Origin of the sequence: Pseudalkalibacillus sp. JSM 102089 (assembly GCF_041366475.1) — a bacterium.
GTDB lineage: Bacteria > Bacillota > Bacilli > Bacillales > Guptibacillaceae > Guptibacillus > Guptibacillus hwajinpoensis_B.
The window spans coordinates 18,685-38,947 of the sequence record NZ_JBEWYW010000015.1; the positions used below are offsets into that span (position 1 = coordinate 18,685).

Annotated in this window: 16 protein-coding genes and 1 riboswitch; of the genes, 14 read left to right on the forward strand and 2 right to left on the reverse strand. The window is 38.7% G+C overall.

Going from position 1 to position 20,263, the window contains the following annotated elements; translation table 11 throughout:
* The first annotated feature begins 76 nt into the window (after positions 1 to 76).
* From ABVF21_RS20450 to ABVF21_RS20490, 9 genes are all read left to right on the forward strand, one after another.
* Entirely contained in the window at positions 77 to 814 is a 738-nt protein-coding gene (locus tag ABVF21_RS20450) for a response regulator transcription factor (protein WP_371018864.1), read from the forward strand.
* Positions 786 to 2,123: a sensor histidine kinase gene (locus tag ABVF21_RS20455; protein WP_371018865.1), complete on the forward strand. Its 1,338-nt coding sequence runs from the start codon at positions 786 to 788 to the stop codon at positions 2,121 to 2,123. The genes ABVF21_RS20450 and ABVF21_RS20455 overlap by 29 nt, the downstream gene beginning before the upstream one ends.
* A gap of 358 nt (positions 2,124 to 2,481) precedes the next feature.
* Positions 2,482 to 2,657: riboswitch (cobalamin riboswitch) on the forward strand.
* A 136-nt stretch (positions 2,658 to 2,793) separates the two neighbouring features.
* Positions 2,794 to 5,025 (forward strand): ribonucleoside-diphosphate reductase subunit alpha, encoded by a 2,232-nt coding sequence (locus tag ABVF21_RS20460; RefSeq protein ID WP_371018866.1) that lies wholly within the window; start codon positions 2,794 to 2,796, stop codon positions 5,023 to 5,025.
* Positions 5,026 to 5,039: 14 nt separating this feature from the next.
* The gene (locus ABVF21_RS20465; protein ID WP_303535277.1) at positions 5,040 to 6,077 is read left to right on the forward strand and encodes a ribonucleotide-diphosphate reductase subunit beta; all 1,038 of its coding nucleotides are present in this window, start codon (positions 5,040 to 5,042) and stop codon (positions 6,075 to 6,077) included.
* Positions 6,078 to 6,233: 156 nt separating this feature from the next.
* Positions 6,234 to 7,328 (forward strand): glutamate 5-kinase, encoded by a 1,095-nt coding sequence (gene proB / locus ABVF21_RS20470; RefSeq protein ID WP_371018867.1) that lies wholly within the window; start codon positions 6,234 to 6,236, stop codon positions 7,326 to 7,328.
* 153 nt (positions 7,329 to 7,481) lie between these two features.
* Positions 7,482 to 8,213, forward strand: coding sequence for a MurR/RpiR family transcriptional regulator (locus ABVF21_RS20475; RefSeq protein ID WP_371018868.1), 732 nt, complete (start codon positions 7,482 to 7,484; stop codon positions 8,211 to 8,213).
* A gap of 119 nt (positions 8,214 to 8,332) precedes the next feature.
* Positions 8,333 to 10,276, forward strand: a complete 1,944-nt coding sequence (gene mngA / locus ABVF21_RS20480; protein WP_371018869.1) for a PTS 2-O-a-mannosyl-D-glycerate transporter subunit IIABC — start codon at positions 8,333 to 8,335, stop codon at positions 10,274 to 10,276.
* A gap of 22 nt (positions 10,277 to 10,298) precedes the next feature.
* Entirely contained in the window at positions 10,299 to 12,914 is a 2,616-nt protein-coding gene (gene mngB, locus ABVF21_RS20485; RefSeq protein ID WP_371018870.1) for a mannosylglycerate hydrolase, read from the forward strand.
* A 16-nt stretch (positions 12,915 to 12,930) separates the two neighbouring features.
* On the forward strand, positions 12,931 to 13,899 hold the full coding sequence (locus tag ABVF21_RS20490; protein WP_371018871.1) for a glycerate kinase: 969 nt from the start codon (positions 12,931 to 12,933) through the stop codon (positions 13,897 to 13,899).
* Positions 13,900 to 14,103: 204 nt separating this feature from the next.
* Here ABVF21_RS20490 and ABVF21_RS20495 read toward each other — a convergent pair whose 3' ends face one another.
* Entirely contained in the window at positions 14,104 to 14,472 is a 369-nt protein-coding gene (locus tag ABVF21_RS20495) for a MerR family transcriptional regulator (RefSeq protein WP_371018872.1), read from the reverse strand.
* 96 nt (positions 14,473 to 14,568) lie between these two features.
* Here ABVF21_RS20495 and ABVF21_RS20500 point away from each other — a divergent pair, with 96 nt between their 5' ends.
* The gene (locus tag ABVF21_RS20500) at positions 14,569 to 15,327 is read left to right on the forward strand and encodes an SDR family NAD(P)-dependent oxidoreductase (protein ID WP_371018873.1); all 759 of its coding nucleotides are present in this window, start codon (positions 14,569 to 14,571) and stop codon (positions 15,325 to 15,327) included.
* Positions 15,328 to 15,363: 36 nt separating this feature from the next.
* Here ABVF21_RS20500 and ABVF21_RS20505 read toward each other — a convergent pair whose 3' ends face one another.
* Positions 15,364 to 16,380 (reverse strand): P1 family peptidase, encoded by a 1,017-nt coding sequence (locus ABVF21_RS20505; protein WP_371018908.1) that lies wholly within the window; start codon positions 16,378 to 16,380, stop codon positions 15,364 to 15,366.
* A 204-nt stretch (positions 16,381 to 16,584) separates the two neighbouring features.
* On the opposite strand from ABVF21_RS20505, the gene ABVF21_RS20510 reads away from it, so the two are divergent.
* The 4 genes from ABVF21_RS20510 (at position 16,585) to ABVF21_RS20525 (ending at position 19,977) form a co-directional block, all read left to right on the forward strand.
* Positions 16,585 to 17,307 carry a YebC/PmpR family DNA-binding transcriptional regulator gene (locus ABVF21_RS20510; protein ID WP_371018874.1) on the forward strand — a complete coding sequence of 241 codons (723 nt, stop codon included), beginning with the start codon at positions 16,585 to 16,587 and terminating at the stop codon, positions 17,305 to 17,307.
* Between the two features lie 614 nt (positions 17,308 to 17,921).
* Positions 17,922 to 18,107 carry a hypothetical protein gene (locus ABVF21_RS20515; RefSeq protein ID WP_371018909.1) on the forward strand — a complete coding sequence of 62 codons (186 nt, stop codon included), beginning with the start codon at positions 17,922 to 17,924 and terminating at the stop codon, positions 18,105 to 18,107.
* 1,388 nt (positions 18,108 to 19,495) lie between these two features.
* Positions 19,496 to 19,678 (forward strand): hypothetical protein, encoded by a 183-nt coding sequence (locus ABVF21_RS20520; protein WP_371018875.1) that lies wholly within the window; start codon positions 19,496 to 19,498, stop codon positions 19,676 to 19,678.
* A 143-nt stretch (positions 19,679 to 19,821) separates the two neighbouring features.
* Positions 19,822 to 19,977 carry a hypothetical protein gene (locus ABVF21_RS20525; RefSeq protein ID WP_303536440.1) on the forward strand — a complete coding sequence of 52 codons (156 nt, stop codon included), beginning with the start codon at positions 19,822 to 19,824 and terminating at the stop codon, positions 19,975 to 19,977.
* The last annotated feature ends 286 nt before the right edge of the window (positions 19,978 to 20,263 follow it).

Genomic DNA, 20,263 nt, shown 5'->3' on the forward strand with positions numbered 1-20,263 from the left:
CCCCCTATCTCTTTCGTATGTCTTGAAGACATCTGGCTGATTTACTGTCAGATAAGGCTAGGATAATATAAAGAGTATGAAAAGCATATTTCGTCTTAGAGGTGAAAAGGGAACGGAGTTGAGAGAGATGCAGCACGTTTTTGTGATTGATGATGAACAAAATATACGTGATATTTTAGAGAAGTATTTAAAAAAAGAAGGGTTTATTGTCTCAACCTTTACAGATGGGGCAGAAGTGTTAAGTGCTCTAGAGACAATTGAACCCGATTTATTAGTATTAGATATTATGATGCCAAATGTTGATGGGCTTGAACTCCTTCGACGGTTAAGAAAGCATTCTTACATTCCCGTTATCGTTGTTTCCGCAAGAGATGAAGAGCTTGATCGGATACTAGGCCTTGAACTTGGCGCTGATGATTACTTAACGAAACCTTTTAGCCCTAGAGAACTTGTTGTGCGTATTAAGAACCTATTCAAACGGATGAATCGCCTAGAGAAAAACCATTCTTCACAAGAAATCACTGTTCAGAACGTACGTTTAAATAAGAAAAAACGACTGTTATTAGTGAATGAGGAAGAAATGGCTTTAACGCCGAAAGAGTACGATGTGCTCGCCTATCTTCTTCAACATCCAGGACAACCGTTTACAAGAGAGAGATTAATTGAAGCCATTTGGGGTTATCAATATGTAGGTGATGGCAGAATTATTGATGACCTTGTGAAAAGGCTACGTAAAAAGATGTCAGACGCAAAGGCGCAAGCGAAGATTACAACAGTTTGGGGGTATGGCTATAAAATCGATGAAGAAGTTTAATATCGGTACCAAATTGTTTCTTAGTTATATCGTTCTTATTGTTGTTATTCTGCTTATTACTACTATTTCATTTCAATATTTATTTCAAGAATATCTTGTGCGCGAAACGAGAGAACAGCTGCAAAAAGAGGGATTGCAAATTAGTCAGATGCTCGAAGATCGACAGTGGAAGGGCGAAAATCCACCTAATGGGTTACTTGATCGCAGAAGAATTGAAATGGCAGGCAATTTAATCTCATCTCAATTTATAATTTATAATGCAAATGAGAAGGCAATTTATTCGAATGTCGATGAAGTGGTTCGAATTGATTATGAAGAAAACAAAGGAAATTTATATGTTACAGAGGAAGTGCCAATTAGTCTCTCACGAGAGCAAGTTGGCAATATTGTGCTATTTACGAAGGTAGAAAGCCTTGAAGGTTTCAATCGGATTATTCAGCAATCACAGGTTGTCAGTCTTTTAGTATCTGCTGCTGTTGCCGTCCTCCTTGCTGCTATCATGCAGAAAGGAATAGCGGGGCCAATTCGATTACTAGCCAATCACATGCGGGAATTTACGATGCGCAAGGAACCACCCCCGTTGAAGCTTAAGACAAAGGATGAAATCAATGAACTTGCTAAGACATTTCAAGAACTAACGGAGCAACTTCGAAAAAATGATTTTGATCAGAAGGAATTCCTTCAAAATGCGTCTCATGAATTAAAGACCCCTCTAATGGCGATTCAAGGGAATGCGGAAGGGATTCTAGATGAAGTAATCGTAGGAGAGGACGTAGAGCATAGTCTTGAAGTGATCGTGAAAGAAACGCAGCGTTTAAAAAAAATCGTGCAGGACATTTCTTATTTAACGAGGTTAGAAACAGTAGATGAATCTTTTACTTATGAAGTAGTCGATCTTCATCATGTGTTAATGGAAGTCATCACTGCGGTAAAACCACTTGCACATCAACGGGAAATAGAGGTGAGGTATGACACTGATCATACCATAGGCGTTAAGATGGATAGTGATAAAATGAAACAAGCATTTATGAATATACTCGGTAATGCCCTACGATTCGCTTCATCCGTTATAGAAGTACATGTCCATCCAGAAGATCGTCAAGTTTTTATTAGGGTTGAAGATGATGGTAAAGGCTTTGGCGAGAATCCAGAGCGCGTTTTCGACCGGTTCTATACAGGTGACAAGTCAGGTTCAGGCATTGGTCTATCGATTACAAAAACAATAGTAGAAAAACATAATGGTAACATATACGCCGAAGAAAACAAAAAGGGAGGAAGGATCGTGATCTCGCTTCCTTTTCAATCGTAGTTAAAGCTTTATGTTTTATGCTCACTTAACTTTTGTAGAATTTCTTTGCTTTCTTGTTCACTCAAAATACCGAATTTCTGACAAAGTTGTGTATAACCAACCAATTTCTTGAAATTAACCGAAGATGATTTTTTCATCATACTCACCTTTCTTTCCTTTGGGAAACTTTTTTAGGTATCAACAATATATGCATGAGCAAGTTGAAAGTGATAGGTGAGTGTCTTTAGAGTTGAAATAAATCGAAGTCAATGTAACAATAAAGCTTGTGCTAAATCAAAGCATCATGTAAGATGAGGTTATCAATATTTAGTGATTAATAAATGTTTCAGATACTATATATGGGGTAAAGTGTACGTAATTAAATAATTGAGTATGCGGTGTCGTAGAACGACTTAATAGGGAATCCGGTCTGAATCCGGAGCTGTCCCCGCAACTGTCGTGTGGACGAGGCAAGAAACCACTGGAGTTAATTCCGGGAAGGTTTGCCAAGGGAGAAGCACAAGCCAGTAGACCTGCCGTATAGTCAAAAACGTTTCTATTCTTCGGGGGTTGAGGGTGAGAAATGGCAGGGTAAATGTACGAGTACGTTCATTTATACTTTGTCGTTTTCTCCAGGCTCACTCTTCCGAGAGTGAGCTTTTTATTTTGGATGGATAAAGGAGAGAGGTATATGAGTACTGTAGCAGAAATGACAGTAACAAAAATAATGGAGGAAGTAAGAACGCTCCTAAATGAGTACCCGTCACTTGCTAGTGAGAGTTTTATTGAAAAAACAATTGATGGTATTTCAGAAAAATCAACGCAAGAAGAGGTTGATAACATTCTAGTTTTAAATGCCCTTGAACGAATTAGCGCAACAGAACCTGACTGGACTTATGTGGCAGCAGCTTTTCATCTTCGTTCGCTCTATCGTAAGTCTCTTTCACATCGAACTGAGAAAGAGGTTTATGGCGGGGGAAGCTTCTATCGCCTTCTTCAACAGCTGACAGATGAAGGGATTTATAACAAAACACTTCTTCAGTCTTATTCCAAGAATGAAGTAGAGCATGTTGCTAAGTTAATCGAGCCATCAAGAGATCGTTTGTTTACATACATCGGCCTACGAACGCTCGCAGACCGCTATCTAGCTACTGATCATGAAAAGAATGTATATGAATTGCCTCAAGAGCGCTTTCTAGTCATTGCTATGACGCTCATGTTAAATGAACCAAAAGATAAGAGGTTAAATCTAATTGAAGAAGCGTATTGGGCGCTATCTAATTTATATATGACAGTAGCAACTCCTACTCTTTCAAATGCAGGGAAAAGCTATGGACAGCTAAGCTCATGCTTTATCGATACGGTGGATGACAGTCTTAGAGGAATCTATGACAGCAATACAGATGTAGCGACCGTTTCGAAAAATGGAGGAGGAATTGGAGCATATCTCGGGAAAATTCGTTCTCGTGGGAGTGATATTAAAGGGTTTAAAGGCAATTCATCTGGGGTTTTACCGTGGATGAAGCAATTAAACAATACAGCTGTGAGCGTAGACCAGCTAGGACAGCGTCAAGGTGCTGTTGCTGTATATCTTGATGTCTGGCATAAGGACGTTTTCGAATTTCTTGATGCCAAGCTTAATAACGGAGACGAACGAATGAGGACACATGATCTTTTCACGGGTCTTTGTATTCCAGATATCTTTATGGAAGTAGTGGAAGACCGTGGAGACTGGCATTTATTTGATCCGCATGAAGTCCGTCAGGTGATGGGGTTCTCTCTTGAAGATGCTTATGACAAGGAAAAAGGATCAGGAGAGTTTCGTATGAAATATAGGCAATGTGTGAATCAGCCTGAGCTTTCAAGAAAAACAGTGCCGGCGATTGAGATTATGAAGCGTGTCATGAAATCACAATTGGAAACTGGGACGCCTTATATGTTCTATCGAGATACGGTGAATCGCGCGAATCCTAATAAGCATGCTGGTATGATCTATGCTTCCAATCTTTGTACGGAAATTATGCAAAATATGAGTGCAACGACTGTTGAAGAGGAAATCACGAAAGACGGTAAAATTATCATTACGAAAACGCCTGGTGACTATGTCGTTTGTAATCTATCTAGTATTAATCTTGGACGTGCGGTTACAGCTAATGCACTAGAGCGATTAATTCCAATTCAGGTAAGAATGCTGGATAACGTGATCGATATTAATACGATCGAAGTGCCTCAAGCCCAGTTAACGAATGAGAAGTATAGAAGCATTGGTCTTGGAACGTTTGGTTGGCATCACCTCCTTGCGAAAAAAGAGATTGTCTGGGAAAGTCATGAAGCGGCAGACTATGCGGACGAACTATATGAAACAATTAATTATTTAACGATACAGGCAAGTCATGAGCTTGCCGTTGAAAAAGGAAGCTACTCTCTCTTTGAAGGCTCTGATTGGCAAAATGGGGAGTACTTTAATCAACGAGGTTACGTTAGTGAAAAATGGCAGTCTCTTAAGGAAAGGGTCCAAACGAATGGTATCAGAAATGCCTATCTTTTAGCGGTTGCTCCTAACAGTTCAACAAGTTTAATAGCTGGATCGACAGCATCAATCGATCCGATTTTCCAAAAAGAATACTCTGAAGAAAAGAAGAATTACAAAATTCCTGTTACAGCGCCTGATCTTTCACCTGAAACGACCTGGTATTACAAATCGGCTTATCACATTGATCAGCTTTGGAGTATTGAGCAGAATGCAGCCAGACAGCGTCATGTGGATCAATCAATATCGTTTAATATCTATGTGCAAAGTACGGTGAAAGCGAAGGACTTATTGAACATTCATATGACAGCTTGGAGAAAAGGGTTGAAAACAACCTACTATACACGAAGTACATCTGTAGATATTGACGACTGTGAAAGCTGCGCAAGCTAAAGGAGGAATTGGAAATGGCTACGATTCAACAACGAAAGCTATACGATGTCTCCGCACCGAATAGCTCGACTGGAATTATTAATGGAGAAAGCTCAAACGTTTTAAACTGGGATGATGTCCGCTTTAGCTGGGCATATCCTATGTACAAAAATATGCTAGGAAACTTTTGGACTCCGTTTGAAATCAATATGTCGAACGACGTGAAGCAATGGGAGGCATTGAGCGAAGATGAGCAAGATACGTTTAAGAAAATTATTGGCCTTCTTGCCTTCCTAGATTCGATTCAAACCGACTATTCAAGTAAGGTCGCGGATTATTTAACAGATTCAAGCCTATCAGCGCTCATGCAGGTGCTTTCGTTCCAGGAAGTTGTGCATAATCAGTCATATAGCTATGTACTTTCTTCCATTGTAAATAAAAATGAGCAAGACCGGATTTTTGAATATTGGAAGCACGATGACGTGCTCTTAGAACGTAACCAATTTATTGCTTCTGGTTATGAAGCATTTGTTCAAAATCCAACACCACAAACGTTTTTTGAATCGATTGTTTATGACATTATTCTTGAAGGACTTTTCTTCTACGCCGGGTTCGCTTTCTTTTATAACCTTGCTCGAAATCAAAAGATGGTGTCTACTTCCACAATGATTAACTATATTAACCGCGATGAGCAGCTGCATGTGACGTTGTTCGTTAATATAGTGAAAGAATTGTTCAATGAGCATCCTGAACTGAATACGAAAGAAAATCATGATTTCATCACGAATACATTTCGTGAAGCTGCTGAGCTTGAGATGAAATGGGGAGAATACATTATTGGTAATCGTTTCCCTGGAATTACAATGAACGAACTCAATGACTACATTAAATTTATGGCAAACAATCGCGTGAATCAGCTTGGAATCGAACGCCCTTTTGAAGGTCACCGAGAGAACCCTATGCGGTGGATCAAAGCCTACGCGGATGTGAACGCTGGGAAAAGTGATTTCTTCGAACAGAAATCACGTCAGTATACAAAAGTGTCTGATGATAATGGGTTTGATGATTTATAAAGAAATGAGAGAAAGGTCAACTCAAATAATGAGTTGATCTTTTTTTGACATTAAGAATGAAAGTAATGTACGACAAAAAAGAAGTTTTGTGGTAAGATACTTAAAATCATTTTGCACTTTAACGTGAAAGAACGTATTTATATAAGGAGATGTCATATGAGAAAGAAGCGAATTGTTGTTAAGATTGGGAGCAGTTCATTAACAAACGGTAAGGGAGAAATTGATCTAGTTAAGCTCATTGATCATGTTAATGCCCTCACATTACTTCGTCAGGAAGGACATGAAGTACTTCTTGTTTCTTCAGGAGCAGTTGCGGCAGGTTTTAAAGAACTTGGATATCCAGCAAGACCCGTCACGTTAAAAGGAAAGCAGGCTGCAGCCGCTCTTGGACAAAGTTTACTTATTAAATCTTATATCGAGGAATTCAATCAGCGAAACATTTCAGTCGCTCAAATTCTATTAACACGCCCTGATTTCTCAAATCAAGAACGATACAAAAATGCGTTTGATACGCTGTCTGAATTACTGGCAAGAGGGGTCATGCCGATTATTAATGAAAATGATACGGTTTCAACTGAAGAGTTAAAGTTTGGTGATAACGATATGCTTTCAGCTCTTGTAAGTGGACTTGTTCATGCAAATGAGTTGATCATTTTGACGGATGTGAACGGTATATATGATTCCAACCCAACAACTAACCCTGATGCGATCAAGTTTCATTCTATCACTGAAATTAGCGACAAAATGATTGGGCAAGCAGGGGGAGCTGGTTCGAGTGCTGGAACTGGGGGCATGAAATCAAAGCTAATCGCAGCAAAGACAGCTTTAAATCTGAGCATTCGAGTTTTTATTGGTCATGAAACAGGCAGTGAAAAGTTACTTCGAATTCTCTCTGGTATCGGAGATGGAACTTACATCAGTCGAGAGAAAGCAATATCTTTCCCGATTAAAAAACAATGGATTGCGATGCACTCTCACGTATCAGGTCAGCTTTATATTGATGAGGGTGCAGAAAAAGCGATTGTTTTAAATGGCAAGAGCTTGCTTTATGGGGGAATCAAGCAAGTAGTTGGCTCTTTTGAGGTTGGAGATGTTGTGGAAGTACTCGGAAAGAATGGAAAACTAGGAAAAGGACAGGTCCGATATTCATCTGCTTTCTTGGAGAACGTTATTCAAGATCACGAGAATGAGAACGCCACAGTTGAAGTCATTCATAGAGATCAATGGGTGTCAGAGATGATGAGGTCATAAGAAAAAAAGAAGAGATGTGTCCGAAGATGGAATGAGGGCGCATCTCTTTCTTCGAAGTAAAAATCGACGATACAAAAAAACATATGGCTTTAGTACATAATAGTAAAGGATGGTAGAATAGAGCTACTAATCTAACTGAAGGACTGGTATAGCATGTTATCTTTAGCAGATCGATATCGTAAATTTGAATTCCAATTAACGGATCTCGAAGATCAAATTATTCAATACATTCTCCAAAATCGATCGGATGTTGTCAACATGTCAGTGCAACATCTTGCCCAGCAAACTCATACAGTACCGAATTCTGTTATGAGACTTATGAAGAAATTGGAGTATGAAGGGTTTACGCAATTGAAACTTAGATTGAAAGATGAAATGGCCACGAAAGAAACAAAAAGCCCGTCTTTTCAATATGAAATGGAACGAACGATGGAACTAACGGATAAGCGGTTGATTCAATTGGCTAGTGAGTGGATTCATCATTCTCAACGTCTTCTAGTGTTTGGGGCGGGTGCACATTCTTATATAAGTGAATTAATTGTGATGAACATTAGGCCATTTCATAAAGATGTTACTTTTTCCGAACACCGTCATGAGAATATGGCATCTTTACAACGCTTTACTAAGAAAGACGTTGTCATTCTGCTAAGTCAATCAGGAGAAACAGAGCAAACTCTTGATCTTGGGAAATATGCAAAAAATCAAGGAGCTAGAATCATTGGAATGAGTCATATTGGCGAAAGTAGCTTAACTGAGCTAGTTGATTTAATGTTATATTGTTACGCTCCAAAAGAAGAGACAAAAGGCTATAACACTACAAATTTCGTTCCTATGGCCATGATTGCCCGATTATTAGTTGAATCTTACCGTAAGCTCTGTGTATAAATACACAGAGCTTATCTATTTCTAATAGTTTTTGTGAATGCGCTAACAAAATGGCGATCCGAACCTTTAAAACAATTATGATGAGTTTGTAAGCGATTACTTTATGGGGAGGTAAAAAAATGAATCTACAAAACGTCACTTCTCTCGATTTAATTAAGATAAATCAAAATTATGCTACAAAACGTGAAGCGATTGAATCATTAACTGAAGCGCTGGAAGTAGCAGGAAAGCTATCAGATAGAGATCAATACTTCAACGCTGTGTTAGAACGAGAGAAGCTTTCACCGACAGGTTTTGAAGGTGGACTTGCGCTTCCGCACGGTAAATCGAAAGGTGTTAAAGAGGCAGCCTTCGCTGTAGCGACAGTAAAAAAGCCGATAGAAGATTGGGAAAGTGTGGATCCGACAAACCAGGTTGATTTGGTTTTTCTACTGGCTATCCCTGAAGCGGAAGCAGGATCAACACATGTCTCTCTCTTAGCAGAGTTAGTCACACGCCTATCTGATTCAACTTATAAAGATCAATTAGTCAAAATGAAAACAGCAGATGAATTATATGAGGCTCTTGGTGACGCTGAAGATAAACCGCAAGAGGAAGAAGTCACAAGTAAGGAGACTCGACCGCTTGTGCTAGGTGTTACGGCCTGTCCCGCAGGAATTGCCCATACTTATATGGCAGCAGAAGCACTTATGAAGGCCGCAAAAGAATTGAATGTAAGAATGAAAGTAGAGAAGCAAGGTGCCAATGGCATCGAAGGTCGTCATACAAAGAAAGACTTAAGTGAAGCAGTTGGTGTTATTTTTGCAAATGACGTAGCTGTAAAGGACCAGGGACGCTTCAAACACTTACCAACTGTGAAAACGAATGTCGCTTCCCCTATGAAAGAGGGCAAAGGATTAATTGAAAAAGTCCTTCAGAAGAAACAATCTTCCACTTCAAACACGGAACATCTAGATAAGATGAGTGAAGATGAAGACAACAAACCTTTTAAAACCGAAATAAAAGATTCAATTCTAACGGGAATCTCGTACATTATTCCAATCATTGTCGCAGGTGGAATGATTTCAGCATTTGCCACACTTATTGCGCAGGGATTTGGGTTAGAAGATGTGCTAGCAACCGAGGGATCGTGGTTATTCCAGGTTAAAACGTTAGGTGGACTGTTACTTAGCACACTAATGGTTCCAATTCTTGCTGCCTACATGGCATACTCCATCGCGGATAAACCTGGTCTCGGACCTGGATTTGCAGCTGGTGTCGCAGCCAATATGATTGGAAGCGGATTCCTTGGTGGGATGCTTGGTGGTTTCCTTGCTGGTTATCTATTGAAATACATGAAGCAAAAAATTAAGCCTAGTGGTACTTTCGCAGGATTTGTAAGCTTTTGGGTGTATCCGGTGCTCGGTTCTCTTATCACCATTTTAATTATGTTATTTGTCGTTGGCGAGCCAGTTACGTGGCTAAATGAAACGCTACTTAACTGGCTTGATGGTATGACAGGAACGAATGCGATTATTCTAGGAGCATTAATTGGAGGGTTTGTATCCTTTGATTTAGGCGGTCCAGTCAATAAAGCAGCATACACATTTTGTATTGGAGCCATGGCGAGCGGTAACTTTATTCCTTATGCCACTTTCGCTTCAGTCAAAATGGTATCAGCCTTCTCTGTTACTGCAGCTACTATCATTGCGAATAAATCGTTTAGTCAAAGTGAAAAAGCCGTTGGGAAACAAACGTGGATTCTTGGTTTAGCTGGAATTACGGAGGGGGCAATCCCGTTTATGATAAATGACCCTTTACGCGTTATTCCTTCACTAGTAGCAGGATCAGCTGTTACTGGAGCGATTATTTCAGTGGCTAACATTGGTTTGAATGTTCCAGGTGCAGGTATTTTTTCACTTGCTCTCCTTCAAGGAGGTACGGGCGGGATTATGAATGCAATCATTTGGTTTGGTGCCGCCGTAATTGGTGCAGCCATTTCAACTGTACTTCTTATTTTAACGAGAAAACAAAAGATCAAAAAATATGGATATGAAAAAGCATTAAAGCAACAAGCAGCATAATTTTTGAATGAGGTGAGCAGCTATGACAAAAAACGTCCACATCGTTCCTCACATGCACTGGGATCGAGAATGGTATTTTTCAACAGAAGAATCACGTATATTACTTGTGAATAATATGGAAGAAATATTAACAAGATTAGAAAATGATCCTGATTATCCTTATTATGTACTAGATGGACAGACAGCGATCTTAGAGGATTTCTTTGAGATTCGTCCGGACCAAAGAGAACGCGTGAAGAAACTTGTTCAAGCAGGTAAGTTGATTATTGGCCCGTGGTACACGCAGACGGACGAGATGGTTGTTGGGGGAGAGTCCATTGTACGAAATCTTTATTACGGTATGAAAGATAGCGCAGAATTTGGTGAGCCAATGAAAATTGGCTATCTCCCTGATTCTTTTGGACAATCTGCTCAGATGCCGCAAATTCTAAATGGGTTTGATATTAAATATTCGATTTTCTGGAGAGGAACTTCTGAGAATCACGGTACGGATAAAACCGAATTTTATTGGACTGCTCCTGGGGAGTCAAAAGTTCTTGTACAACTTATGCCGCTTGGTTATGCCATTGGGAAGTATCTACCTGAAGAAGAAGCTGCATTACAAAAAAGAATGGATAAATACTTTACTGTGCTCGATCGAGGCGCTACAGGCGAAGATGTGCTCCTTCCAAATGGACATGACCAGATGCCTATCCAGCAAAATATATATGAAGTAATCTCGGTATTGAAAAAACTTTATCCAGATAGAGAGTTTTTCTTAAGCAGATACGAGGACTTACTCGAAAAAATCGAAAAAAATGAAGGTCTTGATGAGATTTACGGAGAGTTTCTTCACGGTAAATACCAGCGCGTCCATAGAAGTATTTACTCAACTAGAGCGGATATAAAAGCAGCAAATACTCGGATTGAGAATAAACTGACGAATCATCTAGAACCTTTAGCATCACTCGCCTACAAACTAGGATTTGAGTATCATCACGGTTTATTTGAGCCGATATGGAAAGAAATTATGAAAAACCATGCACATGATAGTATCGGATGTTGCTGTTCTGATAAAGTTCATGCGGAAATTATGGCGCGCTTCCAGAATGCTGAAGAACGGACAGACCGCTTGATCGATTTCTATAAACGTAAAATCACAGACCATATCAATACAGATCGCAAAGAGGATCGTCTTGTTTTCTTTAATCTTCTTCCTGAGGACCGCGAAGAAGTAACAACAACGACTGTCACGACAAAGTTTAGTTCATTTAAACTCATGGACGACCATGGAGAAGAACTCGAATACGAAATTCTTTCTACAAAAGTGATTGATCCCGGCTTAATTGACCGACAAATCGTACATTACGGAAACTATGATCCTTTTGTAGAATTTACAATTGAAGTGAAAACCCAACTTCCTGGTATCGGATATCACACTTACTATGTAGTTGAAACAAACGATCATCAACGAGCACTTCCAAGAGAAAACCATCGCTCCGTTGAAACGGTTGCTTACTCGATTCAGTTTGAGCAAAACGGTACGTTATCACTAACTGATAAACAGACTGGTCAAACTCATGTTGGCGTTCTTGGACTTGAGAATGTTGGGGATGATGGTGATGAATATGATTTCTCTCCTTTAGAAGGAGAAATACCACGCTTTAGTGCTGAGGAAATAACGGATGCTCAATTCAGTTTACAGTCAACACCACATACTCATCATGTTAAGATCGCTTATCAATGGATTGTACCGGCGGATCTTGAAGCGAGAAAGCAAGATGATGGGCGTATGGAAAACGTAGATTTCCATATTGAGCTTACGATTCCAATTGAAAGTAATGCGATCGAAGTTTCATGTAAAGTTAAAAATAATGCGAAAGATCACCGGATCCGCGTCATGATTCCAACAAATATTTCCAGTTCCTTTTCTTTTGCCGATCAACAATTTGGTACAATTGATCGTAACGTTATCGATGATGGAATGGCGGTTTGGGAGTCAGAAGGTTGGGATGAACGACCGGATGCGATTTATCCTTTCCTTAGTTATGTGGGCCTTGAGGATCTGGAGAAGAGCGCGTTTGTCATGACGAAAAGCGTTCGAGAATATGAGATTATCGGAGACTCCTATGACACTATTGCGCTTACGTTATTTAGAAGTGTTGGGGTTCTTGGAAAGGAAGAACTTGTTCGACGACCAGGACGTCCATCAGGAATCAAATTACCAACACCTGATTCACAAATGCTTGGCGAATATACCTTTGACTTTGGATTCGCTTATGTGGAAGGAAATCGAGATGCAGCTAAAGTAGCCCAACGTGTGAAAAGATATGTCAGTCCTTTTCTTTCGTATAACAAAATCCCGCATAATGCAATGAAGTTAAATAAAGAAAACGTTCAAGTTCCTTCTGAATTCAGTTGGTTTTCTTTTGAAGAAACAGAGCTAGTGATGAGTACGTTGAAAAAGGCTGAATCTGAAGATGCTTTCATCATTCGATACTATAATCCTTCTCGTCAAGATCAAACGATTAGGTTAGATCATCCCGCTATTCATAAAGTGGAGGAAGCGAATTTAAATGAAGTTAGGGTTGATAATCAACACAAAGAATCCAACGTTTTGTTTTTACCTAGTCAGGTGAAGAGCTTTTTGATTCAATAGCCAGGGAGGTGGAGAAATGAATGTATTGATTGCAATGGACTCATTCAAAGGTTCTCTTTCCTCGAAGGATGCAGGTGAAGCGGTTAAGGTAGGTGTTAAGAGAGTCTTCCCAAATAGTTTCGTTGAAATTATTCCTGTAGCAGATGGAGGAGAAGGGTCACTAGAGGCAATCCAGACAATTCCCGGACAGTTCGAGACGGCGCAGATTCATCAGCTAGATGGGAAGTTAAAGAAAGCTCGGTATTATCGAGCGAGTCAAACTGCTTATATTGAATCAGCTGAAGCCGTTGGATTGCACTTGATCTCTTCTGAAGAACTTAAACCTTCACGGTTAACAAGCTACGGTGTCGGTGAATTAATTCAGGATGCAGAGGACAAAGGCGCAAGTGACATTTACGTTTTTCTCGGGGGGACTGGTACAACGGATGGAGGACTTGGATTGTTACAAGCACTTGGATATACGTGTTTAGATCACTCCGGTAAAGAACTGCCACTCCTCCAGAATCCTTTGCAACATACTATGACGATCCGTAAAAGTAACATGAAGCTGAGCGCTAACCTCTATTTGGTGACAGATGTAGATAATTCTTACGCAGGAAAACGTGGAGCGGCTTATGTTTTTGGACCACAAAAAGGGATGAAGAAAGAAGAGATTCCCTCCTACGATGCTGCCCTTCATAGAGTGGCAGACCTTCTTTCTATATCCGAACGACAAAAAGGTGCTGGTGCAGCCGGTGGAATTGGCGGAGCTCTCTATTCTCTTGGTGCAACTTATGTACCCGGTATAAAGTGGATGCTTCAACTTTTGAAAGTTGAAGAAAAGCTGTCTGTCGTAGACATTGCCTTTACTGGTGAAGGGCAAATCGATTGTCAAACGGCTTATGGGAAAGTACCAGCTGGTGTTGGAGAACTAGCCAAAAAGCATCGTGTTTCTTGCTTTGCATTAGCAGGGCAGGTCGTTGAACCAGTGCATAACTTATATTAGAAATTAACGGGAGTTGTTTCGATACAGCAGGGATGCCATTCACTACAACATGCGCTTAAACCAGACATCACGAAAGCACAACTTGCTTTTTCAGCTGAACAAGTAATGCGCATTTGGAGTAGCGAAAGAAACAAGTAAACGATGAATAGTGATCAAAGCCTGATTCCTTTCTAACGCACGAAAGGAATCGGGCTTTTTTCTCCATTATTTAACTAAAGATTCTCTCATGAGTTCTTTATAAGTTGAAATCTTCTTTGTTAACATGTCATCCGTCGCGAGCAGTGTTTCTATTTGATCACGAATATACTGCTGGTGTTCTTCAAGGAGATTAAGACGGGCATTCGCCGTGTGCTCTCCTTCTAGAAATAGCATCGTATATTCTTTGATCTGGGATACGGGCATTTGGGTTTCTCTTAATTTCTTAACAAATTGCAACCATTGCAAGTGCTTTTCGTCGAATTGTCTAACACCACTATCATTACGAATAGGATCAATGATTCCTTCTTTTTCATAATAACGAAGGGTATGAGCACTTATGTCAACCTTTTCGGCTATTTCACTTATCGAGTACATTCAATCGCCTCTCACTTTTTAGTTATCGTTTGACTTAGAGTGCACTCAAACGTCTACAATAAGATTGTATCATAATGACTAAGTGGAGGGATTGGCATGAAGTACACCGTTATTACAGGAGCAAGTTCAGGTATTGGATATGAAGCTGCACTAGCGTTTGCGGCAAGAGGGAAGAACCTTGTGATTGTCGCGCGTCGCACAGCGAAATTAGAAGAATTGAAAAGCGAAGTACACAAGATCAATTCTGACCTTGATGTGATTATTCGTGAAGCGGATTTATCTTTGAATGATAATGTTTACGCATTCTATGAAAGCTTAGAAAATATTGAAATTGAAACATTCATTAACAATGCAGGATTCGGTAATTTCGATCCAGTTGGTGAGCAGAAGCTTCCTAAAATTGAAACAATGCTTCGTTTGAACAATGAGGCGTTAACGATTCTTTCGTCCTTGTATGTTCGTGACTATGCGAATGTAGAAGGAACGCAATTGATTAACGTTTCATCTGGTGGAGGCTATACGATCGTAGCCGATGCCGTGACGTATTGTGCAACGAAATTCTTTGTAAGTGCCTTTACAGAAGGTCTTGCACAGGAGCTTCAAGGACAGGGGGCAAAAATGCAGGCTAAAGTTCTGGCACCTGCAGCGACGGAGACAGAATTTGCAAACCGTTCAATGGATGTAGATAATTTCGAATATGAAGGCACTGTGCCAAAGTTTCATACAGCAAAAGAAATGGCAGACTTTATGCTAGATCTTTACGATAGCAATAGGGTCGTTGGAATCGTTGATGGCAATACGTATGAATTCCAATTGAAAAACCCAATCTATCCTTATGTAGCACGAAACCGTTAATGAAAATCCTCCTGTCATTTCGACAGGAGGATTTCCTTATGTAAGTTTCATACTAAATTTCTGAAGTAAATCCATTAACGTTGGTCTCTCATTATTAGCTCGTCCAATTACATGTGTTGCGGTTACTAATGAATTCAGAACGGCTTCTTCCGTTGCTTCCCCAACGGCACGAAAAGCGGTGTCGATTTCTTCTTCATGCATGGTTTCCAGTGTTTGAGTTTGCGGTTTATATTGATGAGAGACTGTGTTAGCGGTGGAAAACCCAATGATAACCTCGCCACTACCTGTTGTGATAATGGATCCTGTTCTTGCAAGACCTGTAGAAGCCCGTTTAATAATACGATGAAGTTGTCTTTCAGAAACGGGAAGATCTGTTGCAACAATCACCATGACGGACCCTTTATCTCTTTCTTCCCATGAATGTAGAAGAGCTTCTTTTAACTTTTTGCCTACTTTCTTTCCATTCACGTGCAGATCACGAAGAATACCAAAGTTCGTGACAACAAGGACACCGAGGGTATAGCTCCCATGTTGGAGTTTTATTTTTCTTGAAGCAGTGCCAATTCCACCTTTTAACGAGTAGCATAGCATGCCTCTCCCAGCTCCAACAGAGCCTTCCTCAAATGTACTAGAAGTATTTGCGATTGCTTCATGAACGTGATGCTTTCGAACGTGACGTTCTCGAATATCATTTAAGAACATATCATTACATTCGCCGATAATAGGATTAACAGTCCCGGTCGTGTTGCCAATCTCAGGATTTTGTTCCAACATATAATCAAACACCGCATCGGCAGCCGTTCCGATACTTAACGTATTCGTTAAGATAATTGGCGTCTCAAGCGTACCAAGCTCATTCAGCTGAATGGTTCCCATTGTTTTACCAAACCCGTTAAGAATATAGGACGATGCAATTAGTTTATTCTGAAACAAATTCCCTTGATGGGGTAAGATCGCTGTTACGCCAGTTTGCACTTCCCCATTATTTAGAGTAGTATGTCCGACGGTTACTCCTTCCACGTCCGTAATCGCATTTTTTTCGCCTGGTTCCATTTCCCCAATGGTAACTCCGTAATCTCGCAATCTTTTCTGACTCAAATCATCACTCCTCTTTTCTATTAGTTTACTATTATTTCAATTTGAGCCAAGTCCCTCAAGCAAATGTTAACTGTAAAATATGGTATAATTGACGAGACGTATAAAGAGTAATGTGAATTTGTCATGCAACAGATAACTAGTAGAAAAGAGTGAAATAGAATGGGCCGTAAATGGAATAACATTAAGGAAAAGAAAGCATCAAAAGATGCGAATACAAGTCGAATTTATGCAAAGTTTGGTCGTGAAATTTATGTAGCAGCAAAGCAGGGGGAACCGGATCCAGTAGCTAACCAGGCTCTTCGCTTAGTTCTCGAACGTGCGAAAACATACAACGTACCAAAAGCAATTATTGACCGTGCGATTGAAAAAGCGAAAGGCGGAGCGGATGAAAATTACGACACGCTTCGTTATGAAGGATTTGGTCCAAGCGGATCCATGGTGATCGTTGATACGTTAACAAACAACGTAAACCGCACGGCATCTGACGTTCGTTCAACATTTGGGAAAAATGGTGGAAACATGGGCGTGAACGGTTCAGTTGCCTACATGTTCGACTCAACAGCCGTATTCGGGATTGAAGGCAAATCAGCAGATGAAGTACTTGAGCTGTTAATGGAAGCAGATCTAGATGTGCGTGACATTATGGAAGAAAATGAGGTTGTTATCGTCTATGCTGAGCCTGACCAGTTCCATGCGGTGCAGGAAGCATTTAAAAATGCGGGGATTACTGAGTTTACCGTAGCTGAACTTACGATGCTTGCACAAAACGACGTTGAGCTTGCCGGAGAAGAACAGGAGCAGTTCTTAAAAATGATCGATGCGCTTGAAGAATTAGAAGATGTGCAACAGGTATATCATAACGTTGAACTAGGCGAAGAATAAAACAAAGACAAAAGAGCGGACTTCCGGATTTGGGAAGTCCGCTCTTTGAATATGGATTGACATTCGATTATGAAAATGTTCTTTATTTCTTTATTACTTCTTTTCTTCTTTAATGCTAAAAGCAATGTCTTTAAGGATGCATAGTTTCCAATCGCCGTATATCCGTAAAAATAACCATAAAGATACCAGTTACAAGGTGACGAGGATGGCTATAAAAGTCTGATATCACAAGTCTTAGATGTTGGAACAAAAGTCCAAGTATCGGTGTGAGAATCTTGATTAATTGTATAAAATCATCACTACAGGCACCGGAAGAACAGCGTCACAGAAGTTTGTATGAATAACAGGAAATGATTCCTTTCCAATACAATAGAATGCTTCTAGTCTTTTCTTTTTTGAATGTTTTTAACCGAAGTTTATTAGAAATTATGTTTTGTGAATAGGGAAGTTCAGTGATTTTGTGGAATAATATGTTAATATTGGTTATGAGGATAATAGAAGTAGTTGTTCAATTAAAGGGCAGTTATCTGGAAGACTTGAATTCGAGATAATGGACGATTTGAAACTAAATCAGGGGCTACTTCGTAAGTATTATTGGAGGTACTAAATTGTCTATGAACAATGGAAATGAAAATAAGCCTTTCAATGATGCCATAGCACATAAACAAAACATCGAAGGGTTACCAAAAACACGTGGAGGAAGACTTCCTTTACCCATTAAGTTAATCGGATATTTTCTGTTTGGGAGTTTTATATTGATGCTTTTAATTGGATTAGTGGGTAATTTTCTATACGATTAAATTGGAGCAGAATGTTGAATAAAGAAAGAGTTTATCAAGGAATATTCAAATTCTGGAATAGGGTGATTGGGGAGAGAACTTTTTGAGGATAGACTTAACATCACCAGAAGAAATTATTGAATTTGTTATTGTTTTTTCAATAATGCTGATAGCACTTAGGATTTTTGAAAATAAAGAATACACTTTTTTGAAAATGTCCGCAACTTTTCTTGTCTCTATAGCTTTCTTTACTTACTTTATTATCGGTTTTACCCAGGGGTATTGGATCGATATAGATAAAAATATTGGGCTCTTTTTTTTATCTATGAATTTAATATTATTAGGAATTAGTTTCAGTATATACTGGGTATCAACTAGATTTAATCTGCCGAGTTTAACTGTTTATCAATCTAAAGTTGCATCGGTTGTTTTTCCTTTACTACTATGGTGGTTATACTTTTACGAATTTTATAATTATATTTCCTAGTTTAAAAGGTCAACCAAAGCTAGGCACCCCATTAAAAAACTTGGAAAATAAAACTGAATACTCCTATGATAAGTTTTTTAAGATGGTATTACTTGAACTTGTTTATTTAATTAAGAGACATGGGATTATTGGGTACAGGAAACAATTGGTTATGGCTGAGTTTCCATCGCGTAATTTTACTTGCTTTGAGTTAAAGTATTACCTCTTTACTTTGTTTTGATATTCAATAAACTCGGAGTGTTTGAAGCACAAACTAATTCGCTGTCATATTAATAAAAATCAACTAGTGTGGTGAAGAAAGATTTCATTAGGTATCGGTATATTCTTATTTGTTATCCCAACAATAATTCTGATATATGTACTTATAAAAAAGCGTGAAAAAATTTTTATAGTCTTTTGGTTACAAAATGCATTGTTTTTATACGGGTTATCATTGCCAATGTTAATGTCCAGTTTAAATATTGGAGAAGGACTAAGAGATAAGATAGTAAAATTCGACATCCTTATTCTCCCAATTATATTGTTTGTTCTATTTACATTTAACTCCAAACTAATTAAGAGAGCCAAAGCTTTAACATTTAATATAAACAAAATAAATGAATTTGAAAAACTTGAATACAAAGATCCTCGTCTACTAATTGCTTTGTTTTGGCTTGTTTCTATTTATGTTATCTATTTTGAATCATAACCTTCGACTGCTTACATAGTAAATGTTAAACCGTAAATTCTGGTCTTTTGTTGTTATATATTAGAAACTAATAGGCTAGATGATTGCTCCAGTATCTCGGAGCTTATCTTTAAAAAGATTAGTCTCTTCTAAAAATAAAAGAATTGTACTTAACACTTTGTTTTGAAATAATTGGAATTGAACAAATGGTCCATAAATGAGGCATATAATTCTAATTAAACGGAGGTGGTTGAATTGAATGATTCAGCATTCTGGATAAAACTTATTGGAGGACTACTAAGTTTTGGTGCATTTACTTTGTATTATGTATCGTTAGGAAAAAGAGTTTCAAAAGAAGAAAAAGAAGCAGGAAAAGATTTAACATTTGAGATAAACCCATTTACAGGTCCTTCGAAGGATACTACAAAAAAGAAATAAATTTATAATTGTTTATACACAATCTCGGAGCTATTGTGAAAGAATCTATAGGTGTTTAATCAAAAGTGCATTTGGAATTTTATGGCATAATTGTATTATCAATCAATTAACTTGATGTAGGCACAAGAGAGGAGGTTAAGTCGATGGTTAATGAGGATAAAAAGCACAATACGGAGAGTAATATAAAGCTGAAAGAAATTATTAAGCATGCTACTGGTGAAAAGAAATTAACTAAAGAAGAACAAGATAAATTAAAAAAAATGGCTAAAGACAATCGTAACGGAGGAGTATGGGGTTAATGAGTACGAGGTGGTATTAAAAATTGATCTTCTATCTATTCTAGAAGGTCAATTTTTTCTTTTTTAGTAAGAAGGAATCTTACTTGATCGAATTTTCTTATGTTAAACAATCTCGGAGCTTATCTGTATAAGATAGGCTCATTTCTTTTTTAACTAATTTGGATGTTTTGAAATAATTGGAATTATGTAATGGAACTTAAATTTATAGAAATCATTTTGCCTTCAAGAAAGGGTGTGGTAAGTGATTAAGACTTGGCAAGCTCAAAAAAAAGGCAAACCAAAATGG